Source organism: Solwaraspora sp. WMMA2065 (assembly GCF_030345075.1).
Taxonomy (GTDB): Bacteria; Actinomycetota; Actinomycetes; order Mycobacteriales; family Micromonosporaceae; genus Micromonospora_E.
On sequence record NZ_CP128361.1, the window covers coordinates 3,921,683 to 3,947,288 of the forward strand.

The following is a 25,606-nucleotide window of genomic DNA, read 5'->3' on the forward strand; positions in this document are numbered from 1 at the left end:
CCTGGGTCACTGGAGCACCGGTTTGCGTCCGGCCGCCGCGACGGCGTCGGGCCGGCGCAGGTAGCAAGGGGTCAACGGCTCGGTGAGCGCGGCGGTGCGGACCCGGTCGGCCGCCAACCGCGCCAGCGGCAGCGCGTCCGGGTAGCGGGGCTCGGGTCGCACCGGTACGCCGAGCAGTTCGGCGTAGCGCAGGGCGCCGTCGCCGACTGCCGTGGTGACGCCGAGACCCGCCAGGGCCTCGGCGACGGCGGCCGGCGCGTCGACCGCCGGGTCGGTGAGCCGCTGACCGTCGGCGGCGTACACCGCCCAGTAGATCTCCCGGCGCCGCGCGTCGGTAGCAGCCAGCACCCGGCCGGTCGCGGCGTCGCTGCCGGCGAGGTCGGTGCCGGCGAGGTCGGTGCCGGCGGCATAGCCGAGCGCGTCGAGCGAGTTGACGCCGTACGTCGGGATGTCGAGGGCATGCGCCACGCTGGCGGCGGTGACCAGACCGACCCGCAGTCCGGTGAACGGCCCGGGGCCGAGCCCGGCCACCACTGCGGTCAGGTCCGCCGCCGCCGCGCCGGACTCGGCCAGGCAGGCGGCGATCTGCGGGGAGAGCAGTTCGCCGTGCGCCCGCGCGTCGACCGTACGTCGGCTGGCCAGCAGACGTACGTCGTCGGTGATCTCGGCCAGCGCGGCGGTCACCGCGGGAGTCGACGAATCCAGCACCAGTACCAGCACGGTATGCACCCTAACCGGACACCGCGGCCGGCTCCTGGCTGCCCTCGGCGCGCCCGTGGTCGGGTCGCCCCACACCCCCCACACCCCCCGCGACCCCCCGTGTCGCGCGTGTCGCGCGTGTCGCCCGCCACTCATACTCTCCGGACCTGATGCCACACGTGCATCTTGATGCCACAGGTGCATCAAGCCTGGAGAGAGACCATGTCCCCCGCGCCGAACCTGGCCCGGTCCGGTCCGAGTCCGGTCCAAGTCCGGCCGCCCGGGAGTCCAACCAGCCGGTCACGCGCCGCCGGTCGGGAACCGGACATCCGTCGAGGATGGACATTATCGGTACCGGACAGGGAGCATCAGCGAATGGAATCGTCGACCCGGCTCGGCGGGGAGGTCGGCCGGCTGCTGCGGCAGGAACGCGAACTCCGCCGGCTGACCCAGCGGGATCTGGCCACGGCCACCGGAATCGCGCAAACCACCGTAGCCAGGGTCGAGTCCGGTCACCGGGGCGCGGCGCTGCCACTGGTCGAGCGGTTGTTCGCGGCGCTGGGCCGGCAACTCGTGGTCGGAGTCGAGGACCTCGACGAGGACGTGGACCAGCAGATAGCGCAACTCGCCGACCGCGGGATCGATGACCGGCTCCTGGACACCGACGTCGAGCGGTTCCGCCGCCACGTCGACGGAATCAGCTACGTCTTCGACGGTCCGACCGCCGCACTGCTGCAGGGCGCGCCGGTGCCGGCACCCGGGGTGCACGTGGCCCTGCTCTGGTCCGAGGCGGACGCCATCACCGAATGGCTAACCGGCCGGTACGCGAGCCGGTGGATGGACCGCTGGCAGGAGTACCGGCACATTCCGGTCGATCCACGCGAGCCGCATCCACTCCGGTGGCAGACGATAGCCGGTGAGATCCACGCCCGGATGTGCGACAAACTCCCCGAGTCGATCGACGTACGGCACGGCGAGCGGCACTACCCGGTGGTGCCGCTGGCCGAGCTGGCGATCGCCGATCCGGGCGTCGCCCGGCTACTGGACCGGCACCGGGCGGGCCGCAGTGGTCAGCCGGTACCGGGGCGCGGCGGTTGACCGGTCAGCCGGCCACCGGCTGATCGGCACCGCCGGTCCGGCTCCAGTCGATGCCGGGCAGGCCGGCGTCGGCCAGCGCCTTGTCGGTGGCGCTGAACGGCCGGCTGCCGAGAAAACCCCGCGGGTTCATCGGGCTGGGGTGGCCGGCCTCCAGCACGACGTGCCCCGGGTTGGTGATCAGCCCGCGCTTCTTGCGCGCGTAGCCGCCCCACAGCAGGAAGACGACCCGCTGGTCGCGGGCGTCGAGCGCGGCGATCGTGGCGTCGGTGAACTCCTCCCAGCCCTTGCCGGCGTGTGAGCCGGGCCGGCCCTGCCGCACGGTGAGCACCGCGTTGAGCAGCAGCACGCCCTGGGCCGCCCAGCCGGTCAGGTCACCGCTGCGCGGCATCGGCACCCCGACATCGGTGCCCAGCTCCTTGAATACGTTGCGCAGCGACGGCGGCACCGATACCCCGTCGCGGACGCTGAAGCTGAGCCCGTGGGCCTGCACGGCCCGGTGGTACGGGTCCTGGCCGAGGATAAGCACCCGGCACTGCTCCGGCTGACACAGCCGGTAAGCGGTGAAGAGGTCCGCCACCGGCGGGTACACCGTCTGGTCGGCGTACTCGTCGGCGACGTACCGGCCGAGCGCGGTGGTGCCGGCCGGGTCCAGGTGCGGGGTGAGCGCGGTGGCCCAGGCAGGAGGCAACATGGCCAGCAGGTCGAGCATCTCGGGAGCCTAATGAGTTCTGGGAGTGAGCCATCCGGCAAACTCCTGGTGGGTAGGTAGCCGCCAGCCGGTGAGCACTCCGGGTTCCTGGACGTCGAGTCCTGACGAAAGATCGTGCCCCGGCTGGTCGGTGTGGAGAGTTGATCGCTGATGGGATGTCGTGCCCGCCCGGTCGCGGCGTGAGCACTGCTTCATTAGGTCGCTGATGGTTCTCCTCCTGGCTACCAGCGGTGATCGACTCAATAGGCGGGAGAGACGTTGCTGTTCATAGGAGATGACTGGGCGGAGGACCACCACGACGTCGAGCTCATGGACGCCTCCGGCCGCAGGCTGGCCAAGGCGAGGCTGCCCGAGGGCATCGCCGGCATCACCAGGCTCCACGCGATGATCGGCACGGCGCTCGGCGACGACATCGACGCCGACGCTGCTGCTGCTCAGGTGAAGATCGGTATCGAGACCGATCGGGGCCCGTGGGTGCAGGCGCTGGTCGCCGCCGGGTACACGGTGTACCCGGTCAACCCGTTGCAGGCGGCCCGCTACCGGGAACGTCTGGCGGTGTCCCGGGCCAAGAGCGACGCCGCCGACGCGCACATGCTGGCCGACATGGTGCGCACCGACTCGCACCAACTGAGCCCGATGGCCGGAGACTCGGCGGACGCCGAGGCGGTCAAGGTCGTCACCCGGATGCACAAGACGCTGATCTGGGAACGCACCCGTGCTGTGCAGCGGCTGCGGCACGCGCTGCGGGAGTACTTCCCTGCGGCGTTGGAGGCGTTCGAGGACCTCGACGCCGCTGACACCCTGCAACTCCTCGCGAAGGCCCCTGATCCGGCCAGCGCCGCCCGGCTGAGTATCAGCCAGATCAGCGCCGCTCTCAAACGGGCCCGGCGCCGTGACGTCGCGGCCAAGGCCGCGTCGATCCAGGCGGTGCTGCGTGCCGAGCACCTCGGCCAGCCGGCCGTGGTCACCACCGCCTACGCCGCGTCGGTGCGCGCCCTGGTCGCCCTGCTGGTCACTCTCAACGAGCAGGTCAAGGCCCTGCAAGGGCAGGTGGAGGACCATTTTGGCCGGCACCCGGACGCTGAGATCATCCTGTCCCAGCCCGGACTGGGTGCCGTCCTCGGCGCCCGGGTGCTCGCCGAGTTCGGTGACGACCACGACCGCTACGCCACCGCGAAGGCCCGGAAGAACTACGCCGCGACCAGCCCGATCACCCGCGCGTCCGGGAAGAAGAGGACCGTCGCGGCCCGGTTCGTCCACAACGACCGGCTCATCGACGCCCTGATGACCCAGGCGTTCTCCGCGTTGAAGGCCTCGCCGGGTGCCCGCGCCTACTACGACCGGCAACGTGCCCGCGGCGCCAGCTACAACGCCGCGCTGCGCCAACTCGCCAACCGGCTCGTCGGCATCCTGCACGGATGCCTGAAGACCGGCACCGTCTACGACGAGGCGACCGCGTGGTCGCATCACCTCAGCAAGGCTGCTGCTTGACATTCAAGCTCCTGGGATGTCTTTCGTCACGCCTCGGTGGTGGCCGCCGCCCGTCCTCATGGACAGCTGCGCGCCGTCCGGCACTCTACGGGTGGCCTACGACATCACCGTCCAGCATGGCCGGCCGGCTGGTCCAGCCCGGCGAGCCGACCCGACCAGCCGGGGCCCCGTCCAATCAACTCGGCGGTCCGGGAGTCGTCCTCGGCCCGGTGCATGCGGACCAGCAGGTGCGCCTCGGCCAGCTGCTCGACCATCCCCTCGCCCCACTCGACGACGGTGACCGCCCGGTCCATGTCGGCGTCCAGGTCGAGGTCGTCGATCTCAACCCGCGGGTCGGGCGCGTCGCCGAGCCGGTACGCGTCGGCGTGCACCAGGGTGAGCGAGCCGCCCCGGGACGGATCCGGTTGGTGTACCCGGGCGATGACGAAGGTCGGCGAGGTGACGTCGCCGCGTACCCCGAGGCCGTCGCCGATCCCCTGCACCAGCGCGGTCTTGCCGGCGCCGAGCGGACCGGTCAGCACCACCAGGTCGCCTTGGCGCAGCAGCCGGCCGAGGCGGCGGCCGAGGTCGTGGGTGTCGGCCAGTTCGGGTAGCGGGATCCGGACAGTCATCGGGCGATTTTCGCAAGGAACGCGACCAGCACCGCGTTGACCCGGTCGGCGTGTTCCAGCATCACCACGTGCCCGCCGTCGGGGATCCTCACGTAGTCGGCGTCGGGCAGCCGGCGCAGGATCTCCTCCGAGTGGGTCACCGGGGTGATCATGTCCTTGTCGCCGACGATGACCAGCGTGGGGCTGCTCTCCAGGACCGCGAGCGCCGGGTACCGGGAGTGGGTCAGCAGGGTACGCACGTACCGGGTGACGGTCTCCGCCGAGGTCCGCGAGTTCATCCGCTCCACGTAGCTGACCAGCGCCGGGCTGGGCCGGTCGGTGCCGAAGCCGTACTGGCGGGTCAGCAGCCAGGCGAGGTCGGCGGTGGCCACCCGCAGCCGGTCGATCACTGGACCGGTCAGCCGGGTGGCGTTGTTGACCAGCATCAGCAGCGGCGAGCCGGCCCGGCTGAGGATCGCCGGCAGACCGAGCCGGGCCTCGTCGACCAGGCTGCCCGAGGTCGCCATCAGTACGGTGCCGACCACCCGGTCGCGGAACAGCTCCGGATGCCGTTGGGCCAGGGCCATGATGGTCATGCCGCCCATCGAATGTCCGACCAGGATCAACGGGCCGTCGCCGGCGGCCTGCTCGATGACCGCCCGCAGCGTCTCACCGAGCGCGTCGATCTCGTAGTCGCCGGACTCCAGCCGGCCGGAGCGGCCGTGGCCGGGCTGGTCGTAGCAGACCAACCGGTACTCTCCCTGCCGGGTCAGCTCCCGGCGTTGGAAGTGGAAGGTCCCCATGTCCAGGCAGTAGCCGTGCACGAAGACGATGGTCGGCCGCAGCGGTGCCGCGTCGTCCGGCTCGACGATCTCCACGTAGACGTCGGTGCCGTCGGCCGCGGTGACCACCCGGGTCTCGTCGTAGGGCAGCTCGCCGAAGGGTTCGTCGGCGTACCGGTCCGCCACCTCCCGCTTGAGCCGGCGCACCAGGGCGCGTTCGACGGTGACCGTCGCGGTCACCCCGGCAGCCGCGACGCCGATGACCGCGCCGACGATGCCGGCGGTCCGGGCCACCTTCTGCGCACCGGCCCGCTGCCCGCTCATGGCCGGCTGTCCTGGTAGATCCGGGGCACCCGGGGGCTACCGAACCGGGTGACGATCTCGTAGTTGATGGTGCCGACCGCGTCGGCCCAGTCGTCGGCGGTCGGGCCGCCGTCGCGTCCGTCACCGAACAATGTGGCCACCTCCCCAGCGTTGATCTCGTCGTCGCCGCAGTCGAGCACGATCTGGTCCATGCACACCCGGCCGGCGATCCGGCGCGTCCGGCCACCGAGGCGCACCGGCCCGGTGTTGGACGCGTGCCGGGGCACCCCGTCGGCGTAGCCGAGCGGCACCACGGCCAGAGTGCTCTCCCGTTTGGTGTGGTAGGTGTGCCCGTAGGAGACGCCCTGCCCGGCGGGGATCCGCTTGACCAGCATCACCCGGGCGCGGACGGTCATCGCCGGCCGTAGACCGAAGCCTTCGCCCGGCACCGGGGACAGCCCGTAGCAGGCGATACCGGGCCGGACCAGGTCGAAGTGGGTGTCCGGCCGGGTCAGGGTGGCCGCGGAGTTGGCCAGGTGCCGGTAGCGGGGGCGCAGCCCGTACCGGCTGGCCACGGCGAGCCCGTCGTGGTACGCCGCCAGCTGCCGGTCGATGGTGGCGTGCCCGGGCGCGTCGGCGAAGACGAAGTGGCTCCACACCCCGACCACCTCGACGGTGCCGTCGGACTGCGCTTTGGCGGCCGTCTCGACCAGCTCGGGCCAGTCGTCGCCGGTGGCCCCACCCCGGGACAACCCGGTGTCGATCTTGAGATGCAACCGGGCCGGCCGGCCGGCGAGTCGGGCCGCGGCGACGGCCTCGGACAGCAGGGCGCGGCTGCCGACGCCGAGGTCGACGTCGGCGGCGACCGCCTCGTGCAGGGGCAGTCCGGGGCTGAGCAGCCAGGCCAGCACCGGCCCGGTCAGTCCGGCACCGCGCAGCTCCAGCGCCTCACCGAGGGTGCAGACGCCCAGCCAGTCCGCTCCGGCGTCGAGTGCGGCCCGGGCCGCCGGCACCATGCCGTGGCCGTACCCGTCGCCCTTCACCACCGCCATCAGCTCGGCGCTGGTGCCGGCCCGCAGCCGGGCCACGTTCTCCCGGATCGCGTCCAGGTCGACCCGCACCTCTGCCTGCCACATGAGGCCAGCCTACTGACCGGTCACCTGATCGGGCAGGTTCCCGGCCGGTCAGGTCGGCGGCCGGCCGTCAGATCATCGTCACCCACCGACAGACCGCTGGCACCCGCCGGTCAGGTCGGCCACCACCGGGCGCAGCGCGGCGGCCACCTCGACCGCGGTGACCGGCCCGGTGCGGGCGGCGGCCCGGCCGGCCAGGCCGTGCACGTACGCGGCGGCCAGCGCCGCCCGCTGCGGATCCAGCCCGGCGGCGAGCAGCGAGCCGAGCAGGCCGGCCAGTACGTCGCCGGTGCCGCCGGTGGCCAGCGCCGGGGTGCCGGTGGCGTTCACGTACGCCCGTCCGTCCGGTCCGGCGACCACCGTACGGTCGCCTTTGAGCAGGACGGTCGCCCGCATCCAGGCGGCCAGCCGCAGCGCGGCCCCGACCCGGTCGTCGCCGGGTGGCTGGCCGGCGAGCCGGGCGAACTCCCGATCGTGCGGGGTGATCACGGTGGGTGCCTGCCGGCCGCGCAACTGCTCCGCCCAGCTGCCGTCGACCAGCATGGTCAACGCGTCGGCGTCCAGCACCACCGGCACCGGCGCGGCCAGCACCGACCGCAGCTCGGTCACGGCGTGTTCCCCGCCGCCCAGCCCGGAGCCGCACACCCAGGCCTGCACCCGGCCGGCGTCTGCGACCCGACCGGTGGCGATCACCGAGGGGTACCGGTCCAGCACCTGGGCGGCGGCGCTGCCGGCGTACCGGACCAGGCCGGTCGGCCCGGCGACCGCCCCGCCCACGGAGAGCACCGCCGCACCCGGATAGGTCGCCGAGCCGGTCGCCACCCCGACCACTCCCCGGGTGTACTTCTCGGCGGCCGGGACCAGCGTCGGCCACCACGCCGAGACGTCGTCGCGGCCGGGCACCTCGAACGCGGGTGTGCCGCGCAGCCACGGTCGCAGGCCGATGTCGACCAGCTCTACGTGACCGGCGCGGACGGCGGCCGGTCCCACCATCAGCGCCGGCTTCAGGCAACCGAAGGTGACGGTGACGTCGGCTCGTACGGTGTCCCTCCCGACCGCGGCGGCTCCGGACCCGGTAGCTCCGGACCTGGCGGGGCCAGCTCCGGTCGACGGCACCGCGGCACCGTCGGGCACCCCGCCGGTGTCGACCGCAACGCCGCTGGGCACGTCCACCGCGACCAGCACCGGCCGGCCGCCACGTGCCGAAGTGAGCTCGCCGGCCCGGGCGAGCGCACCGGCGGCCGGCTCCCGCAGCCCGCCGGTGCCGCCGATGCCGACGATCCCGTCCATGATCAGGTCCGCGTGCCGGCCGGCACCGTCGGCGGTCCGACCGTCGGCCACCCGGCCGCCCGCGGACCGTAGCGCGGCGAGCCCGCCACAGTGGGCCCGGTCCGGTCGCAGCAGCCAGGCGGTGACCCGGGCGCCCCGGCGGGCCAGTCGGGCTCCGGCGTACAGCGTGTCGCCGCCGTTGTCGCCCGAGCCGACCAGCAGCAGCACCTCGGCACCGTAGACCCCGCCGCGCTCGGCGAGCAGGGTGGCGCACCGGCGGGCCAGGCCGGCGGCGGCCCGGTGCATCAGTGTCCCCGGTGCAACGGTCGCCATCAGCGCCTGCTCGGCGCTGCGGACGTCGGACACCCGCCACACCTGGATCATTCGCTTACCTCCGCCGCGCCGCTTCGTCGCTCACCGCCCACGGTCACCCTACCGGCGGTGGTGACCGGTGGGACGGTAACCGCTGCGCCGATTGTCCACAGGGTCCCCCGCCACGCTGTCGGTTCCGGATAGCGTCTGCCCATCGACGCATGCCGACGGAGGCGACACGGTGACCGGAGCCGACATGGGTGAACGGAGGCGACATGGGTGAACGGAGGCGACATGGGTGAACTGCCCGGCAACGACGTGGGCCCGGCCGGCGGCGGGCCGCTGCGGGTGCGGCCGGCCGTGCTGCACGACGCCGCCGACCGGTTGACCGGGCTGGCCTACCGGCTGGCGCACGGGCTGGCCGGCCAGCCGGAGCTGACCGTCGCCGCACCGGGCTGGGCAGCGGCCGACCTGCTGGTCACGGTGGAGGCCGCAGTGCACCGGCAGGTGAGCCGGGCCGGCGCGGACGCGGCCGCCACCGGGCAGGCGCTGGCCAGGGCCGCCGATGAGTACGACGCCGCCGACTGGCGGGCGGTCCACCGGCTGGCCAAATGATCACGTACCGGCAGCTGTGGCGGGCCGACCCGGCGGCCTGGCAACAGGCCGCGTACGGCTGGCGGCGCCGGCAACCAGCGGTCGAACGGCGGGCCGCCGAGGTGGCCGGGGCGGCCGGGGCACTGCGCGCCGGCTGGTCCGGGCCGGCGGCGACCGCCGCCGACACCCGGTTGGCCGGCCTGGGTGACCGGCTAGACGCCGTCGGCCCGGCGCTGTGCGTCGTCGACCAGATCCTCAGCCGGTACGCCGAGCAGCTGGCCCGGGCCAAGGCGGTGCTCGCCGACTGGGTCGCCACGGCGGGGGTGCTCGGTCTGTCGATCGACCGGGACGGCCGAGTCGGCGTGGACCCGGCGGTGACCCGCCCGGACGGGCCGACCCTGGCCGGTGCCCGCCGGGTAGCCGCCGGCGTCGCCGACGCGCTCGCCCTGGCCACCGAGGCGGACGTCGACGCGGCCCGCCGGCTCGACGCGGCCGCCACCGCCGCCAGCCAGGGCTGGCCGGCGCGGCCGCCGGCGACGCGCCCACCGCCGTCGGCCGCGCCGGCTGCGGTGCGGGCCTGGTGGGCCGGGCTGGACGATGCGCAGCGACGCTGGCTGATCCGGCACGAGCCGGCCCGGGTCGGCCGGTGGGACGGTCTGCCGGCGGCTGCTCGGGACCAGGCGAACCGGCTGCTGCTGGGTCGGCAGCGGGCGGCGTTGCTGGCCGAACGGGCGGCGCTGCTGGACAGCACGGACCCGACGGCGGTGCCGCGGTTGCGCCGGCTGGACCGGCTGATCGACGGCCTGGACACGGTCGACGACCGGCTCACGTCCGCGTCCGGCCCTCGGGCCTACCTGCTGGCGCTGGACGGCGGCGCCGGCCGGCCGGGTGATCCGTCGGCTCCCGCCTCGACCGGCCGGGTGATCCTCGCGCTGGGCGATCCCGATCAGGCCCGACGCGTGCTGACCCACGTCCCGGGGATGGGCAGCGGTCTCGACCGGGTCGGCGGCGAGTTGGCCCGCACCGAGCAGGTGCTGCAACGTTGCCAGCAGTTGGCTCCACAGGAGTCGACCGCAGCCGTGTTGTGGCTGGACTACGCGGCACCGGCGTTCGTCGACGAGGCGGCCAGCACCGCCCCGGCGCGGGCCGGGGCCGCCGACCTGCGCCGGTTCCAGGATGGTCTGGGCGTCAACCGCGCCGGCGACCCGGGCGGGCTGACCGTGCTCGGACACAGCTACGGCTCGCTGGTGGTGGGTACGGCGGCGCAGGCACCCGGCCTGGCCGCCGACAACCTGATCTTCGTCGGTTCGCCCGGGGTGGGGGTGGACCGGGTGGACGAGTTGGCGGTGCCGGCCGACCGGGTGTGGGCCACCACCGCCGAGAACGATGTCATCCGCCGGGCGACCTGGCCGCAGCTGTGGCCGGGCGACCGGCTGTGGCACGGCGAGGACCCGAGCGGCGAGGACTTCGGTGCCCGGGTCTTCACCGGTGACGCGTCGGGGCATCTGGGCTACTGGGCCGGAGACAATCCGGCGCTGGACTCGATGGCCCGGATCGTGCTCGGCGTCGACCACCCGGCTGGCAGCCGGCCCGGCACGGGCGCGGCGGTCACTCCACGGTGACCGACTTCGCCAGGTTCCGGGGCTGGTCGACGTCGTGGCCCCGGGCGGCGGCGATCTCGCAGGCGAGCACCTGCAGCGGTACCGTGGTCAACAGCGGGGCCAGCAGCGTCGGGGTGCGCGGTACGTAGATCAGGTCGTCGGCGTACGGCGCCACGGCGGTGTCGCCCTCCTCGGCGATCACCACGGTCCGGGCGCCCCGGGCCCGTACCTCCTGGATGTTCGACACGATCTTGTCGTGCAGCATGCCCCGGCCGGCCGGTGAGGGCACCACGCAGACCACCGGGGTGCCCTGGTCGATCAGCGCGATCGGGCCGTGCTTGAGCTCGCCGGCGGCGAAGCCCTCGGCGTGCATGTAGGCGAGCTCCTTGAGCTTGAGCGCGCCTTCGAGGGCGACCGGGTAGCCGACGTGCCGGCCGATGAACAGCACCTGGTTGGCGGTGGCGAGGTCCCGGGCGAGCTGGCGGACCGGTTCCATCGAGTCCAGCACCTGCCGCAGCTTGTCGGGCATCTCCTGCAGCTGACTGACCACGGCGGCCACCTCGTCGGCGTACTTGATGCCGCGCACCTGGGCCAGGTGCAGGCCGATCAGGTAGCAGGCCACCAGCTGGGTGAGGAACGCCTTGGTGGAGGCGACCGCGATCTCCGGGCCGCTGTGGGTGTAGAGCACCGCGTCGGACTCGCGCGGAATGGTGGAGCCGTTGGTGTTGCAGATCGCCAGCACCCTGGCCTTCTGCTCCTTGGCGTGGCGCAGCGCCATCAGGGTGTCCATCGTCTCGCCGGACTGGGAGATCGCCACCACCAGGGTGGACCGGTCCAGCACCGGGTCCCGGTAGCGGAACTCGCTGGCCAGCTCCACCTCGCACGGGATCCGGGTCCAGTGTTCGATGGCGTACTTGGCGACCATGCCGGAGTGGTACGCCGTACCGCAGGCGACGATGAAGATCTTGTCGGCGTCGCGCAGGTCCTGGTCGGTAAGGCGGACCTCGTCCAGCATGATCTCGCCGGTCTCGGTGAGCCGGCCGAGCAGCGTGTCGGCGACCGCCTGCGGCTGCTCGGCGATCTCCTTGAGCATGAAGTAGTCGTAGCCGCCCTTCTCGGCGGCGGAGGCGTCCCAGTCGATATGAAAGTCGCGGCCGAGCGCCGGCGCGCCGGAGAAGTCGGTGATCTCGATGCTGTCCGGGGTGATCAGGACGACCTGGTCCTGACCGAGCTCGACGGCGTCGCGGGTGTGCTCGATGAACGCGGAGACGTCGCTGGCCAGGTAGTGCTCGCCTGGGCCGCGACCGACCACCAGCGGGGAGTTGCGCCGCGCTCCGACCACCGCGTCCGGGATGCTGGCGTCCACCGCGAGCAGGGTGAACGCGCCTTCGAGGCGTTGACACACCCGACGCATCGCGGCGGCCAGCAGCCGCGGCCCCTCCGGCTCGCCGGCGGCCCGCAGGTCGGCCAGCGCGGCGGCGAGCAGGTGGGCGGCGCATTCGGTGTCGGTGTCGCTGACGAACTCGACCCCGTCGGCTTCGAGCTCGGCGACCAGCTTGGCGAAGTTCTCGATGATCCCGTTGTGAATCACCGCGACCCGGCCGTCCCGGGACACGTGCGGGTGGGCGTTGCGGTCGGTCGGTCCGCCATGGGTGGCCCACCGGGTGTGGCCGATTCCGGCGGTGCCGTCGCCGATGCCGATCGGGGCCGGGCAGCCGGAGCCGTCGACCGGCGTGGTGTCACCGGCCGTGGCGGTGCCGAACCGCTCGTCGCCGAGCGCCTTCTCCAGGTTGGCGAGTTTGCCGGCCCGCTTCTCGGTGCGCAGTTCGTCGTCACAGACGATCGCCACGCCGGCCGAGTCGTAGCCCCGGTATTCGAGCCGCCGGAGCCCGTCCAGCACGATGCCCAGCGCCGGCCGCGTGCCGACGTACCCCACGATTCCACACATGGGTCGTAGCCTAGCCCACGATCGCTCATCGGCTGTGCGCATAACCCCAGCAATCAATCAAGCACGCTGAGCAGTAACCGACCAAACCCGCCTTATGGGCGCAAGGTATGGGTGCCGTCATCTGTTTCGATGGACCGCATAAAGTGGCGAGGTGGTCACCTCCCCCGGCGCCCCCGCCGACATCGACCCCCTGGTCCGCCGCATGCGCCCGTTCGGCACGACGATTTTCGCCGAGATGTCCGCTCTTGCCGTCCGCACCGACGCGGTCAACCTCGGCCAGGGCTTCCCGGACACCGAAGGGCCCACCGTGATGCTGACCGCCGCCACCGAGGCGCTGCGCAGCGGCCACAACCAGTACCCGCCCGGTCCCGGCATCCCGGCGCTGCGCACCGCCGTCGCCCGCAACCAGCAGCGCTTCTGGGGTCTCGACTACGACCCGGAGACCGAGGTCCTGATCACCGCTGGCGCGACAGAGGCGATCACCGCCGCCATCCTCGCCCTGTGCGAGCCGGGCGACGAAGTGGTCTGCTTCGAGCCCTACTACGACTCGTACGCGGCCGCGATCGCGCTCGCCGGAGCGGTACGCCGGCCGGTCACCCTACGTCCCGACGGGGACGGCCGGTACGCCTTCGACCCCGCCGCGCTGCGCGCCGCAGTCGGGCCGCAGACCCGCCTGGTGCTGCTCAACTCCCCGCACAACCCGACCGGCAAGGTCTTCACCGTCGCCGAGCTCACCGCGATCGCCGCGATCTGCCAGGAGCACGACATCTGGGCGGTCACCGACGAGGTGTACGAGCACCTCGTCTTCACCGACGCCGACACCCCGCACGTCCCGCTCGCCACCCTGCCCGGGATGCGAGACCGGACGTTGCGCGTCTCGTCGGCCGGCAAGACCTTCTCCTGTACGGGCTGGAAGATCGGCTGGGTCAGTGGGCCGGCCGCGTTGGTCACCGCCATCGCACGGGTCAAGCAGTTCCTCACCTACGTCAACGGCGGGCCGCTGCAGCCGGCCGTCGCGGTGGCGCTGGACCTGCCGGACAGCTACTTCACCGGGCTTCGGCAGAACCTGCAGGCGCAGCGCGACCAACTGGTGGCCGGGCTGTCCGAGGCCGGATTCCGGGTGCTGGTGCCGGAGGGCACCTACTTCGCCACCGCCGACATCAGCGCACTGGGCGACACCGACGGAATCGAATTCTGCCTGTCCCTACCGGAACGCTGCGGAGTGGTCGCCGTACCGACCCAGGTGTTCTACGACGAGCCGGACGCCGGCCGGCTGCTGGTGCGGTTCGCCTTCTGCAAACGTCCCGAGGTCCTCGCCGAAGCGAGCCGACGACTGGCCGGCCTGCGACCGGCTGGCTGATCAGGCGGGCCGGCGGACCGGGGCGGAGTCAGGCCGGGCTGGCTGCTCGGACGGCTGCGGCGATCCGCTCGGCGACCGAACGGGCAGTCTCCACCGTCGCCGCCTCGACCATCACCCGGACCAGCGGCTCGGTGCCGGACGGTCGCAGCAGCACCCGACCGGTGCCGCCCAGCTCGGCCTCGGCCCGCTCGGCAGCCGCCCGTACCGCCGGGTCGCCGGCGCCGGCGGCCCGGTCGCCGACCGGTACGTTGACCAGCACCTGGGGCAGCTTGGTGACGGCGGCCGCCAGGCCGGCCAACGAAGATCCGGTGGCCGCCATCCGGGACATCAGCTGTAGTCCGGTGAGCACCCCGTCCCCGGTGGTGGCGTAGCTGGGCATCACGATGTGCCCACTCTGCTCGCCGCCCAGTGCAAGCCCGCTGGCCCGCAGCTCCTCCAGCACGTACCGGTCGCCGACCTTGGTCTCGACCAGCTTGATGCCCTCCCGGGACATGGCCAGCCGCAGACCGAGGTTGCTCATCACCGTGGCCACCAGGGTGTCGGCGGTCAACGTGCCAGCGTCGCGCATGGCCAGCGCCAGGATCGCCATGATCTCGTCGCCGTCCACCTCGGTACCGTCGGCGGTCACCGCCAGGCACCGGTCGGCGTCGCCATCGTGGGCCAGCCCCAGGTCGGCGCCGTGTTCGAGGACGGCGGCCCGGACCACGTCGAGGTGGGTCGACCCGCAACCGTCGTTGATGTTGAGCCCGTTCGGCTCGGCGTTGATCGCGATGACCTCCGCGCCGGCCTCCCGGTAGGCGACCGGGCCGACCTCGGCCGCCGCGCCGTTGGCGCAGTCGACCACCACCCGCAGCCCGTCGAGCCGGTGGTTGACCGTGCCGACCAGATGACCGACGTAGTGCTCGGCCCCGTCCAGCAGATCACTCACCCGACCGATACCGGCCCCGGTGGGCCGCCGTCGGCCGGTGGACCCGTCGCCCTCGATCGCCGCGCCGATCGCGGCCTCGATCTTCATCTCGAGGTCGTCCGGCAGTTTGTGCCCACCGGCGGCGAACAGCTTGATGCCGTTGTCCGGCATCGGGTTGTGCGACGCGGAGAGCATCACCCCGAAGTCGGCCTTGGTCTCGCCGACCAGGAACGCGACGCCGGGGGTCGGCAACACGCCGACCCGTAGCACGTTCGCGCCGGCGCTGGTCAGCCCGGCCACCACGGCGGCCTCCAGCATCTCGCCGCTGGCCCGTGGATCGCGGCCGACCACGGCCAGCGGCTGGCGGCTCGGATCCCGCTCGGCCAGGGTGTGCGCGGCGGCCACCGCGACCGCCAGCGCCAACTCCGGGGTGAGATCGGCGTTGGCCCGCCCGCGTACGCCATCGGTGCCGAACAGCCGCGCCATACCAGTCATCCTCCGATGGTCCCGCTAACGGTGCCGCTCCGCCTCCCCGTCGGGGGTATGGATCCGCCCGCTGCGATGGCGAGCGAGCCGGCAACCGATGAAGATACTGCCGATGAACGAAAGAATCCGCATCAACTAGACAAAAAAGCACGGACGGCCGAGAAACCCCACGAAGGAGGTGTCCCGGCCGCCCGTTCAGCCGTGTCGGACTAGCGCTTCGAGTACTGCGGGGCCTTGCGGGCCTTCTTCAGGCCGTACTTCTTGCTTTCCTTGACCCGGTCGTCGCGGGTGAGGAAACCTGCCTTCTTCAGCGCCGGGCGGTCGTCGCCGTCGTTGGCGCACAGCGCCCGTGCGATGCCCAGCCGCAGCGCACCGGCCTGGCCGGTGATGCCGCCGCCGCGCAGGTTGGCGATCACGTCGAACGCCTCGGCCTTCTCGGCCGTCACCAGCGGCTCCCGGATCAACTGCTGGTGCACCTTGCTCGGGAAGTACTCCTCGAGCTCGCGACCGTTGCAGGTGATCTTGCCGGAGCCGGGGACGATCCGCACCCGGACGATGGCTTCCTTGCGCCGCCCGACGGTCTGGATCGGGCGCTCGCCGCGCGGCGTACGCACCACTGGCGCGGGCGTCACGGCGGGGGCCGGCTCGATGTCGGCAACGGCGACCGGGCTGGCCTCGGTGGTGTCGGTCATGCTGGTTCCTTCGCCCGCGCTCACTGCGCGATCTGCTTGATCTCGAACGGCACCGGCTGCTGAGCACCGTGCGGGTGCTCGGCGCCGGCGTAGACCTTGAGCTTGCGGATCAGCTTGGCACCGAGCTTGTTGTGCGGGAGCATGCCCTTGACGGCTAGCTCGATCGCCCGCTCGGGGCGCTTGGCCAGCAGCTCGTCGTAGCCGACCTGCTTCAGCCCGCCGGGGTAACCGGAGTGCCGGTAGGCCACCTTGGTGTGCCGCTTGTTGCCGGTCAACGCCACCTTGCCGGCGTTGACGACGATGACGAAGTCACCGGTGTCGACATGCGGCGCGAAAGTCGGCTTGTGCTTGCCGCGCAGCAGCGTGGCGGCGTGGGTGGCCAGGCGGCCCAGCACGACGTCAGAGGCGTCGATCACATGCCACTGACGCTCGATCTCACCCGGCTTCGGGCTGTACGTACGCACAGGTCTACCTTGTCTCGTCGTCGGTCTGGGGTCGCGCGTCGGTCGTCAGGTAACGCGCGGGCCGTCGGGGCGACCCGGAACCGGGGCGACCTGGCAGAGAACGCGCGCGAACGACAAGCATACCCCGGCTGACCTGGCACCATCGGACGGGGCCTCCCGCAGACGGTGAGCTGCATCCACGGACGGTGACCTGAGACGGTGACGGGTCTGGCGAGGGACGCCCCTCGATTGTCGCACAACAGCAGGCGACGATACCCGCTGCCCGGCACGCCGGTCAAAACGGCTGGTCGGCACCGGTACGCCGGAGGTCCCACCAAGTGGGCCGGCTAACCCTCTGACAACAGCCCGTGTGAGCTGCTCTTAGCAGGCTGGAAACAATCGGGACGTCGCGGCGAAATCGCCCCCCGGCACGCTTCGCACATGCCAGGCAGCGTGCAGTTGACCATCGGTCCGACCGGCGAATCCGCCGACCGGACCGTGGCCACCCACTGCCCGTACTGCGCACTGCAGTGCGGGATGCGACTGCGTGCCACGACCGACGGCGGTGTGCAGGTGCTGCCCCGGCAGTTTCCCACCAACCAGGGCGGGCTCTGTCAAAAGGGCTGGACCGCTGCGGAACTGCTCGACCACCCGCAGCGGCTGACCACCCCGCTGGTCCGCGACCGACCCGGCACCGAACTGCGGCCGGCCAGCTGGGACGAGGCCCTGACCCGGATCGTCGACGGTGTCCGGCGGATCCAGCAACGGCACGGCCGCGACGCGGTCGCGATGTTCGGCGGCGGCGGCCTCACCAACGAGAAGGCGTACGCGCTGGGCAAGTTCGCCCGGGTCGCGCTGCGCACCCGCAACATCGACTACAACGGCCGATTCTGCATGTCCTCGGCGGCCGCCGCCGGGATCCGGGCCTTCGGCGTCGACCGTGGCCTGCCGTTCCCGATGGCCGACGTCGGCACCGCCGACACCCTGCTGCTGGTCGGCGCGAACGTGGCCGAGACGATGCCGCCGTTCGCCCGCTACCTGACCGAGATGAAACAGCGCGGCGGCACGCTGATCGTGATCGACCCGCGCCGCACGGCCACCGCCCGCCTGGCCGACCTGCACCTGCAACCCACCCCCGGCACCGACCTCGCGGTGGCCAACGCGCTGCTGCACGTCGCGGTGCGGGAGGGCTGGGTGGACCACACCTACGTCGCCGAGCGGACCACCGGCTTCGACACTGTCCGGGCCACCGTCGCCGGCTACTGGCCGGCCCGGGTGGAACGGATCACCGGCGTGCCGATCGCCGATCTGGAGGCGGCGGCGCGCGCTCTGGCCGGCGGCGACCGCCGCGCGACCGACGCCCCGCCCGCCAAGGTCGTCATCCTCACCGCGCGCGGCGCCGAACAGCACGCCAAGGGAGTCGACACGGTCAGCGCCTACGTCAACCTGGCGCTCGCCCTCGGGTTGCCCGGCCGGACCGGCTCCGGTTACGGCTGCCTGACCGGCCAGGGCAACGGTCAGGGCGGCCGGGAGCACGGCCAGAAGGCCGACCAGCTGCCCGGCTACCGACGCATCGACGACCCGGCGGCGCGGGCGCACGTGGCCGGGGTGTGGGGCGTCGACCCGGCGGACCTGCCCGGGCCGGGGGTTTCCGCGTACGAACTGCTGGACGCGCTCGGCACCCCGGCCGGGCCGAAGGCGTTGCTGGTCTTCGGCTCCAACCCGGTGGTATCCGCACCCCGCGCCGGCCGGGTCCAGCGCCGACTGGCCGATCTGGACCTGCTGGTCGTCGCCGACTTCGTGCTGTCCGAGACGGCGGCGATGGCCGACGTGGTACTGCCCACCGCCCAGTGGGCCGAAGAGGACGGCACGATGACCAACCTGGAGGGACGGGTGCTACGCCGGCACGCGCTGCGGCCACCCCCGCCCGGTGCCCGCACCGACCTGGCCGTCCTGGCCGACCTCGCGCAGCGGCTCGGCTGCCCGGCCGGGCAGTTCCCGGCCGACCCCGCCGAGGTCTTCACCGAACTGCGCCGGGCCTCGGCCGGTGGCGTCGCCGACTACGCCGGGGTCAGCTGGGAGCGGATCGACGCCTCCGACGGGGTCTTCTGGCCCTGCCCGGACCCGGACCGACCGGACACCCCGCGGATGTTCACCGAACGGTTCGCCACCCCGGACGGGCGGGCCCGGTTCGTGCCGGTGGAGCACCGGGCCGCCGCCGAGGAGGTCTGCGCCGACTATCCGCTCTACCTGACCACCGGCCGGGTGCTGGCCCAGTACCAGTCAGGTGCACAGACCCGCCGGATCGCGCCGCTGCGCGGCGCCGCGCCGGAGGCCTTCGTGGAGCTGCACCCGGACCTGGCCGCCCGGCTCGGCGTCGCCGACGGCGAGCCGGTCCGGGTGACCAGCCGGCGCGGCGAGATGCGCGCCCCGGCCCGACTGACCGAGTCGATCCGCCCGGACACCGTGTTCGCCCCGTTCCACTGGGGCGGCGCGGGGCGGATCAACTCGGTGACCAACGACGCGTTGGACCCGACGTCCCGGATGCCCGAGTTCAAGATCTGTGCGGTCAGGGTGGAGCGAGCGTGAACCGTATCGTCATCGTCGGCCACGGCATGGCCGGTGCCCGGCTCACCGCCGAGCTGCACGCCCGGCGTGGGGATTACAAGATCACCGTGTACGGGGCGGAGCGGCACCGGGCGTACAACCGGATCATGCTGTCGAACCTGCTCGCCGGCCGGGCCGACGAGCTGGACGTGACGCTCACCGAGGCCGCCGGGCACGGCATCGACGTGCGGGCCGGGTTGGCGGTGACCGCGATCGAGCCGGCCACCCGGACGGTGCGCACCGCCGACGGCACCGCCACCGAGTACGACCACCTGGTGCTCGCCACCGGCAGCCGGGCTGTGGTCCCCAACCTGCCCGGCCTGACCGGTGCCGACAGCCCGGCAGGGCTGCCGGAGCGCGTCGCGCTGTTCCGGACCCTGGACGACTGCCGGCGGATCCTCGCCGCCGCAGCCGGTGCCCGCACCGCGCTGGTGCTCGGCGGCGGCCTGCTCGGCCTGGAGGCCGCCCGTGGGCTCGCCGCACGTGGACTGGACGTACGGGTGGTACACAAGGTCGGTCAGCTGATGGAGCGCCAACTCGACGCCACCGCCAGCGCGGTGCTCGCCCGTACCCTGGCCGGCCTCGGCGTCGGCACCGAGCTGGCCGCCGCCGCCGAGTCGGTCACCGCCACCACCGACGGGGTACGGCTGCGGCTCGGCGACGGCCGGGAGCTGGACGCCGACCTGCTGGTGCTGGCCTGCGGGGTCCGGCCGGACACCGACCTGGCCCGCCGGGCCGGGCTACGGGTCGGGCGCGGTGTGATGGTCGACGACCGGATGGCCACCAGCGACCCACGGATCTGGGCGATCGGGGACTGCGCCGAACACGACGGCGTCGTCACCGGGCTGGTCGCCCCCGCCTGGGAACAGGCCCGGGTGCTGGCCCGGGTGCTGGCCGGCGACGACCCGGGTGCCCGCTACCGGCCACTGCCGACGGTGACCCGGCTCAAGGCCGCCGGCATCGACCTCGCCGCGATGGGCGACACCCGGCCGGGCGCCGACGGGCAGACCGAGGAGCTCAGCTTCGCCGACCCGGCCCGGGGCACGTACGCGCGGCTGCTGATCCGCGACGACCGGCTGACCGGGGCGATCATGCTCGGCGACAACCCGGCCGTCGGCACCGTCATCCAGCTGTTCGACCGGGGTGGTCCGGTGCCGACCGACCGGCGGGCGCTGCTGCTCGGCCGGGCGGTCGGCGGCACCGTCGCGGCCCCGGCGACCAGCCCGGCCCTGATGCCGGACGCGGCGACCGTCTGCCAGTGCAACACGGTCAGCAAGGGAGCGCTGGTCCGCTGCTGGCGCGCCGGGGCCCGGTCGGTCGCCGAGATGGTCGCCGCCACCCGGGCCACCACCGGCTGCGGCAGCTGCACCGACGCGGTCACCGGCATCGTCGACTGGCTCTCATCTGTGGATTCCGACGTGGAGGTACCAGCATGAACCGGTTGGTCGTCATCGGCAACGGCATGGTCGGGCAGCGCCTGGTCGAAGCGGTCCGGTCCCGGGACACCGACGGTGGATGGCAGGTCACGGTGCTCGCCGAGGAGTCGCGGCCGGCGTACGACCGGGTCCGGTTGTCGGCCTTCTTCGACGGTGTCGGGCCGGACGAGTTGAGCGTGCACACCCCGGACGACGGGGTGGACCTGCGGCTGGCCGAGCCGGCCCGGCGCATCGACCGGGACCGCCGGGTGGTCGTCACCGACCACCGCGAGTACGGCTACGACGCGCTGGTGCTGGCCACCGGCTCGTACCCGTTCGTCCCGCCGATCGACGGCGCCCACCGACCTGCCGACCCCGGTACCGGTGGCGGGACCGTCGGCGGCCTGCGCGACGGGGTGTTCGTCTACCGCACGCTGGACGACCTGGTCGCCATCCGCGACTTCGCCACCGATCCGGCCGCCGGCCGGCGGGTCGGCACGGTGATCGGCGGCGGACTGCTCGGCCTGGAGGCCGCCAACGCACTGCGGCTGCTCGGTCTGCGTACCCACGTGGTGGAGTTCGCGCCCCGGCTGATGCCGGTCCAGATCGACGAGGCCGGCGGGGCGATGCTGCGCCGCTACGTCGAGGACCTCGGCGTCGAGGTACACCTGGGGACCGCGACGTCGGCGATCCGCACCGGACCGGACGGTACGCCGCACGGCGTGGCCCTCACCGACGGCACCGAACTGCGGTCCGACCTGGTGGTGGTGGCCGCCGGCATCCGGCCCCGCGACGACCTGGCCCGCGCCGCCGGGCTGGCCGTCGGCGAACGCGGCGGGGTGACCGTCGACGCCACCTGCCGGACCAGCGACCCGCACATCTGGGCGGTCGGTGAATGCGCCGCGGTCAGCGTCGACGGCGAACCGGGCCGCTGCTACGGCCTGGTCGCCCCCGGCTACGCGATGGCCGAGGTGGTCGCCGACCGGCTGCTCGGCGGCACCGCCGCCTTCCCCGGCGCGGACACCTCCACGAAGCTCAAACTGCTCGGGGTGGACGTGGCGTCGTTCGGCGACGCGCACGGTGCCACCCCCGACTGCCTGGACGTCACCTTCACCGACCCGGCCACCCGCGTCTACGCCAAGCTGGTGCTCTCCGACGACGCGCGGACCCTGCTCGGCGGGGTGCTGGTCGGCGACGCGACGGCGTACCCGACGCTGCGGGCCAGCGTCGGCGGGCCGCTGCCGGGCCCGCCGCTGGCGCTGCTCGCCCCGGCCGGCTCCGACGGGGCCGCTGGCGGCGCCGGCATCGACGCGCTGCCCGGCAGCGCCCAGGTCTGCTCCTGCAACGCGGTCACCAAGGATCAGATCCTCGGCGCGATCGGCGACGGTTGCACCGACGTCGCCGGGATCAAGGCGTGCACCCGGGCCGGCACCAGCTGCGGGTCCTGCGTACCGATGCTCAAGCAGTTGCTGTCCGTCGCCGGGGTGGCCCAGTCGACCGCACTGTGCGAACACTTCGACCACAGCCGCCAGGAGCTGTTCGACATCGTCCGGGTACGCGGCATCCGGACCTTCTCCCAGCTGGTCGCCGAACACGGGCGGGGGCGGGGCTGCGACATCTGCAAGCCGGTGGTCGCCTCGATCCTCGCCTCGCTGGGCAACGGCTACGTGCTCGACGGCGAACAGGCCACCCTGCAGGACACCAACGACCACTTCCTGGCCAACATCCAGCGCGACGGCACCTACTCGGTGGTGCCGCGGATCCCCGGTGGGGAGATCACCCCGGAGAAGCTGATCGTCATCGGCGAGGTAGCCCGGGACTTCAACCTCTACACCAAGATCACCGGCGGGCAGCGGATCGACCTGTTCGGCGCCCGGGTGGAGCAGTTGCCGAAGATCTGGCGGCGGCTGGTCGACGCCGGCTTCGAGTCCGGCCACGCCTACGGCAAGGCGCTGCGGACGGTGAAGTCCTGTGTCGGCTCCACCTGGTGCCGCTACGGGGTGCAGGACTCGGTCGGCCTGGCGGTCGCCCTGGAGCTGCGTTACCGGGGTCTGCGTGCCCCCCACAAGATCAAGTCTGCGGTCTCCGGCTGCGCCCGGGAGTGCGCCGAGGCCCGCAGCAAGGACTTCGGCATCATCGCGACCGACGTCGGCTGGAACCTCTACGTCGGCGGCAACGGCGGTTTCCGGCCCCGGCACGCCGACCTGTTCGCCAGCGATCTGTCCACCGACGACCTCGTCCGCACCATCGACCGGTTCCTGATGTTCTACATCCGCACCGCCGACCGGCTGCAACGCACCGCAGCCTGGATCGAGGCCATGGACGGCGGCCTGGACCACCTGCGATCGGTGATCGTCGACGACTCGCTCGGGCTGGCGGCCGAGCTGGACGAGGCGATGGCCCGGCACGTCGAGTCCTACTCGGACGAGTGGCGGGACACGATCGACGACCCGGAGCGGCTGGGCCGCTTCGCCTCCTTCGTCAACGCGCCCGACACCCCGGACCCGTCGATCACCTTCGAGGTCGAGCGGGGCCAGCCGGTGCCGGCCCTGGGCGAGCGCCGGCCCGTCGCGCTCGGTCTCCCGACAACCCTGGAGGTACGCCGATGAGTGTGCAGACAGTCAACGTCACCGCCCGATGGACACCGGTGTGCCCCTACTCCCGAGTGGAGCCGGAGCGGGGCGTGGCCGCACTGGTCGACGGCGAGCAGGTGGCAGTCTTCCGGACCTACGACGGGACGTTGTACGCGATCGGCAACCAGGACCCGGTGGCCGGTGCCCACGTCATGTCCCGGGGCATCGTCGGCACCCGAGGGGACCTCCCGACCGTGGCGTCACCACTGCACAAGCAGGTTTACGACCTGCGTACCGGCGAGTGTCTGGACCTGCCGGGCGTCGCCGTGCCGACCTACCGGGTGCGCTGTCGGGACGGGCTGATCGAGGTGCTCGGCCGGCGGCAGGACCAGTGATGTCCGACGAGCTGTCCGGGTTCACCATCGGGGTCACCGCCGACCGGCGGCGCGACGAGTTGGCCGCGTTGCTGGAGCGGCGGGGTGCCCGGGTGGTGCTCGCCCCGGCGCTGCGGATCGTGCCACTCGCCGACGACACCGAGCTGCGCGCGTCCACCCGGGCCTGCCTGGACAGTCCGCCGGACGTGCTGATCGCCAACACCGGCATCGGCATGCGTGGCTGGCTGGAGGCCGCGGAAGGGTGGGGCTTGGCCGAGCCGCTGCGGGCGGTGCTCGGCGGCGCCTACATCGTGGCCCGCGGTCCCAAGGCCCGGGGCGCGATCCGCGCCGCCGGCCTGCACGACCAGTGGTCGCCCGCGTCGGAGAGCTGTGACGAAGTGACCGACCATCTGCGGGCCCGCGGCGTGGCCGGTCAGGTGATCGCGATGCAGCTACACGGGGAACGGCAACCGGAGTGTTCGGCGGCGCTCGAGGCGGCCGGCGCCACCGTGATCGAGGTGCCGGTGTACCGGTGGGCACCACCGTCCGACCCGGCACCGCTGCACCGGCTGGTCGATCTGGTCGCCAGCCGGCTCGTCGACGCGGTCACCTTCACCTCCGCGCCAGCGGTCGGAGCGCTGCTGCGCGCCGCCGGGCCAAACGCCGACGCGGTGCTCGAGGCGATGCGGACCGACGTGCTGGCCGCCTGCGTCGGGCCGGTCACCGCGGCGCCGCTGCGCCGGCACGGAGTGCCGGTGACCGCACCGGCTCGCGCCCGGCTCGGGGCGCTGGTCCGGACGATCGTCGACGAACTGCCCCGCCGGGCGGTCAACCTGAAGGTCGGCGGACACCTGCTCACCCTGCGCGGACACGCCGCAGTCATCGACGGTGAGCTGCGTCCGTTGGCGCCGGCGCCGATGGCGGTGCTGCGTGCGTTGGCGCAGACCCCGGGACGGGTGCTGTCCCGGGCCGCGCTGCTGCGCACCCTGCCCCGAGGTGCCGACGAGCACGCCGTCGAGATGGCGGTGGCCCGGCTCCGGGCCGGGCTGGGCGCGCCCGGGGTGGTCCAGACCGTGGTCAAACGCGGCTATCGGCTGCCGATCGACTGAGGCAGCCGAGCCGGCCGACAGCGGAAACTGCCGACCGGCGGAGGCCGTGCCGGCCGGCGGCGCGCTGCGCCGCCGGCCGTTGCCGTACAGGTCAGCCGACCGGGGTCGGATACCCCCGGCCGTGCTCGGCGCGCAGCGTCGCCATGGCGTGTTCGACGACATTGACCAAGACATTCTTCGTCGAGTCCCGGCTGCGGGCGTCGCACATCACCAGCGGCACGTGCGGCGCGATGGCCAGCGCCTCCCGCACCTCCTCCGGCTCGTACTGTGCCGCGCCGTCGAAGCAGTTCAACGCCACGAGGTACGGCAGCTGCCGGTTCTCGAAGTAGTCCAGCGGGGCGAAGGCGTCGGTGATCCGGCGGGTGTCCACCAGGACCGCGGCACCGACCGCACCGCGGATGATCTCGTCCCACATGAACCAGAACCGGGTCTGTCCGGGTGTGCCGAACAGGTAGAGGATCAGGTCGTCGGCCATGGTGATCCGGCCGAAGTCCATCGCCACCGTGGTGGTCTCCTTGCCGGGGACCTTTGACGGATCGTCGATGCCGACACCGGCCGAGGTCATCAGCGCCTCGGTGGTCAGCGGCGTGATCTCGGAGACCGCGCCGACCATGGTGGTCTTGCCGACCCCGAATCCACCGGCGATGACGATCTTCGCCGAGGTGATCCCCTTGTCCTGGCGGAAACCGGGACGGTCATAGCCTGCGAAGTCCACTTAGCACCCTCTCAAGAAGTTCCATCCGCTCCTCGTAGCCCTCTGTTTCGGTCGGAGCGGTGCTGTGCAACGCCAGCAGGCCGTCGGCGACCATGTCGGCGACGAGGACCCGTGCGACGCCCAGTGGAAGCCGGGTGTACGCGGCGATCTCCGCCAGTGACTGGGCACGGTTGTCGCAGATCGTTGCGATTCGATGCTTGTCGTGCCCGGCGAAACGAGACTCGGTGACCGCTGCCGCCGAGGCCACCAGCACCGCTTCCAGCGCGATGTGCTGCCGTGGCTCGGTACGCCCGCGGGTGACCGCATAGGGACGGACCAGCGCTCCGCGCGGGTCCTGTCGTGGTTGGCCCATTGAGCGGTCACCTCCTCGTGGGTCTGCTGGCACGTCATCGGTGA

22 protein-coding genes are annotated in these 25,606 nt (G+C 72.7%); 10 read left to right on the plus strand and 12 right to left on the minus strand.

Annotated elements, in window-relative coordinates; translation table 11 throughout:
- Positions 1–6: 6 nt before the first annotated feature.
- The gene (gene tsaB / locus O7610_RS17815) at positions 7–720 is read right to left on the minus strand and encodes a tRNA (adenosine(37)-N6)-threonylcarbamoyltransferase complex dimerization subunit type 1 TsaB (RefSeq protein ID WP_289211375.1); all 714 of its coding nucleotides are present in this window, start codon (positions 718–720) and stop codon (positions 7–9) included.
- A 354-nt stretch (positions 721–1,074) separates the two neighbouring features.
- On the opposite strand from tsaB, the gene O7610_RS17820 reads away from it, so the two are divergent.
- Positions 1,075–1,797 carry a helix-turn-helix domain-containing protein gene (locus O7610_RS17820; protein ID WP_281551846.1) on the plus strand — a complete coding sequence of 241 codons (723 nt, stop codon included), beginning with the start codon at positions 1,075–1,077 and terminating at the stop codon, positions 1,795–1,797.
- A gap of 4 nt (positions 1,798–1,801) precedes the next feature.
- Here the strand turns inward: O7610_RS17820 and ung are convergent, their stop codons facing one another.
- Positions 1,802–2,506: a uracil-DNA glycosylase gene (ung, locus tag O7610_RS17825; RefSeq protein ID WP_289211376.1), complete on the minus strand. Its 705-nt coding sequence runs from the start codon at positions 2,504–2,506 to the stop codon at positions 1,802–1,804.
- 258 nt (positions 2,507–2,764) lie between these two features.
- Here ung and O7610_RS17830 point away from each other — a divergent pair, with 258 nt between their 5' ends.
- Positions 2,765–3,997 (plus strand): IS110 family RNA-guided transposase, encoded by a 1,233-nt coding sequence (locus O7610_RS17830; protein ID WP_281551456.1) that lies wholly within the window; start codon positions 2,765–2,767, stop codon positions 3,995–3,997.
- Positions 3,998–4,101: 104 nt separating this feature from the next.
- On the opposite strand, the gene tsaE is transcribed toward O7610_RS17830, so the two are convergent.
- The 4 genes from tsaE to O7610_RS17850 form a co-directional block, all read right to left on the minus strand.
- Positions 4,102–4,608 carry a tRNA (adenosine(37)-N6)-threonylcarbamoyltransferase complex ATPase subunit type 1 TsaE gene (gene tsaE, locus O7610_RS17835; RefSeq protein ID WP_281551848.1) on the minus strand — a complete coding sequence of 169 codons (507 nt, stop codon included), beginning with the start codon at positions 4,606–4,608 and terminating at the stop codon, positions 4,102–4,104.
- The gene (locus O7610_RS17840; protein ID WP_281551849.1) at positions 4,605–5,693 is read right to left on the minus strand and encodes an alpha/beta fold hydrolase; all 1,089 of its coding nucleotides are present in this window, start codon (positions 5,691–5,693) and stop codon (positions 4,605–4,607) included. The genes tsaE and O7610_RS17840 overlap by 4 nt, the downstream gene beginning before the upstream one ends.
- Positions 5,690–6,808 (minus strand): alanine racemase, encoded by a 1,119-nt coding sequence (gene alr, locus O7610_RS17845; protein ID WP_289211377.1) that lies wholly within the window; start codon positions 6,806–6,808, stop codon positions 5,690–5,692. The genes O7610_RS17840 and alr overlap by 4 nt, the downstream gene beginning before the upstream one ends.
- 78 nt (positions 6,809–6,886) lie before the next feature.
- The gene (locus O7610_RS17850) at positions 6,887–8,458 is read right to left on the minus strand and encodes an NAD(P)H-hydrate dehydratase (RefSeq protein ID WP_289211378.1); all 1,572 of its coding nucleotides are present in this window, start codon (positions 8,456–8,458) and stop codon (positions 6,887–6,889) included.
- Between the two features lie 222 nt (positions 8,459–8,680).
- On the opposite strand from O7610_RS17850, the gene O7610_RS17855 reads away from it, so the two are divergent.
- Both O7610_RS17855 and O7610_RS17860 read left to right on the plus strand, forming a co-directional pair.
- Complete coding sequence (locus tag O7610_RS17855) at positions 8,681–9,001, plus strand: hypothetical protein (protein WP_281551852.1); 321 nt, start codon at positions 8,681–8,683, stop codon at positions 8,999–9,001.
- Positions 8,998–10,602, plus strand: a complete 1,605-nt coding sequence (locus tag O7610_RS17860; protein WP_289211379.1) for an alpha/beta hydrolase — start codon at positions 8,998–9,000, stop codon at positions 10,600–10,602. Before O7610_RS17855 ends, O7610_RS17860 begins: the two co-directional genes overlap by 4 nt.
- Here the strand turns inward: O7610_RS17860 and glmS are convergent.
- Positions 10,589–12,529 carry a glutamine--fructose-6-phosphate transaminase (isomerizing) gene (gene glmS / locus O7610_RS17865; RefSeq protein WP_289211380.1) on the minus strand — a complete coding sequence of 647 codons (1,941 nt, stop codon included), beginning with the start codon at positions 12,527–12,529 and terminating at the stop codon, positions 10,589–10,591. The genes O7610_RS17860 and glmS overlap by 14 nt on opposite strands.
- A 151-nt stretch (positions 12,530–12,680) precedes the next feature.
- Here glmS and O7610_RS17870 point away from each other — a divergent pair, with 151 nt between their 5' ends.
- Positions 12,681–13,889 carry a pyridoxal phosphate-dependent aminotransferase gene (locus O7610_RS17870; protein WP_289211381.1) on the plus strand — a complete coding sequence of 403 codons (1,209 nt, stop codon included), beginning with the start codon at positions 12,681–12,683 and terminating at the stop codon, positions 13,887–13,889.
- Positions 13,890–13,917: 28 nt separating this feature from the next.
- Here O7610_RS17870 and glmM read toward each other — a convergent pair whose 3' ends face one another.
- From glmM to rplM, 3 genes are all read right to left on the minus strand, one after another.
- The gene (gene glmM, locus O7610_RS17875) at positions 13,918–15,282 is read right to left on the minus strand and encodes a phosphoglucosamine mutase (protein WP_281555727.1); all 1,365 of its coding nucleotides are present in this window, start codon (positions 15,280–15,282) and stop codon (positions 13,918–13,920) included.
- A 209-nt stretch (positions 15,283–15,491) separates the two neighbouring features.
- On the minus strand, positions 15,492–15,974 hold the full coding sequence (gene rpsI, locus O7610_RS17880) for a 30S ribosomal protein S9 (protein ID WP_281551856.1): 483 nt from the start codon (positions 15,972–15,974) through the stop codon (positions 15,492–15,494).
- Positions 15,975–15,994: 20 nt separating this feature from the next.
- Positions 15,995–16,438: a 50S ribosomal protein L13 gene (rplM, locus tag O7610_RS17885; protein WP_123606095.1), complete on the minus strand. Its 444-nt coding sequence runs from the start codon at positions 16,436–16,438 to the stop codon at positions 15,995–15,997.
- Between the two features lie 420 nt (positions 16,439–16,858).
- Between rplM and O7610_RS17890 the strand changes: the two genes are divergently transcribed.
- The 5 genes from O7610_RS17890 to O7610_RS17910 are packed head-to-tail and all read left to right on the plus strand — an operon-like array spanning position 16,859 to position 24,495.
- Entirely contained in the window at positions 16,859–19,006 is a 2,148-nt protein-coding gene (locus tag O7610_RS17890) for a molybdopterin oxidoreductase family protein (RefSeq protein ID WP_289211382.1), read from the plus strand.
- Positions 19,003–20,460 (plus strand): FAD-dependent oxidoreductase, encoded by a 1,458-nt coding sequence (locus tag O7610_RS17895; RefSeq protein WP_289211383.1) that lies wholly within the window; start codon positions 19,003–19,005, stop codon positions 20,458–20,460. The genes O7610_RS17890 and O7610_RS17895 overlap by 4 nt, the downstream gene beginning before the upstream one ends.
- The gene (gene nirB / locus O7610_RS17900) at positions 20,457–23,048 is read left to right on the plus strand and encodes a nitrite reductase large subunit NirB (protein ID WP_281551859.1); all 2,592 of its coding nucleotides are present in this window, start codon (positions 20,457–20,459) and stop codon (positions 23,046–23,048) included. The genes O7610_RS17895 and nirB overlap by 4 nt, the downstream gene beginning before the upstream one ends.
- A complete protein-coding gene (gene nirD, locus O7610_RS17905) occupies positions 23,045–23,407 on the plus strand; it encodes a nitrite reductase small subunit NirD (RefSeq protein WP_475053165.1) in 363 nt (120 codons plus the stop codon). The genes nirB and nirD overlap by 4 nt, the downstream gene beginning before the upstream one ends.
- On the plus strand, positions 23,407–24,495 hold the full coding sequence (locus O7610_RS17910) for a uroporphyrinogen-III synthase (protein ID WP_281551860.1): 1,089 nt from the start codon (positions 23,407–23,409) through the stop codon (positions 24,493–24,495). Before nirD ends, O7610_RS17910 begins: the two co-directional genes overlap by 1 nt.
- A 91-nt stretch (positions 24,496–24,586) precedes the next feature.
- Here the strand turns inward: O7610_RS17910 and O7610_RS17915 are convergent, their stop codons facing one another.
- Both O7610_RS17915 and O7610_RS17920 read right to left on the minus strand, forming a co-directional pair.
- A complete protein-coding gene (locus tag O7610_RS17915) occupies positions 24,587–25,210 on the minus strand; it encodes a GTP-binding protein (protein ID WP_281551861.1) in 624 nt (207 codons plus the stop codon).
- Positions 25,191–25,562 (minus strand): DUF742 domain-containing protein, encoded by a 372-nt coding sequence (locus tag O7610_RS17920; protein WP_123606102.1) that lies wholly within the window; start codon positions 25,560–25,562, stop codon positions 25,191–25,193. The genes O7610_RS17915 and O7610_RS17920 overlap by 20 nt, the downstream gene beginning before the upstream one ends.
- Between the last annotated feature and the right edge of the window lie 44 nt (positions 25,563–25,606).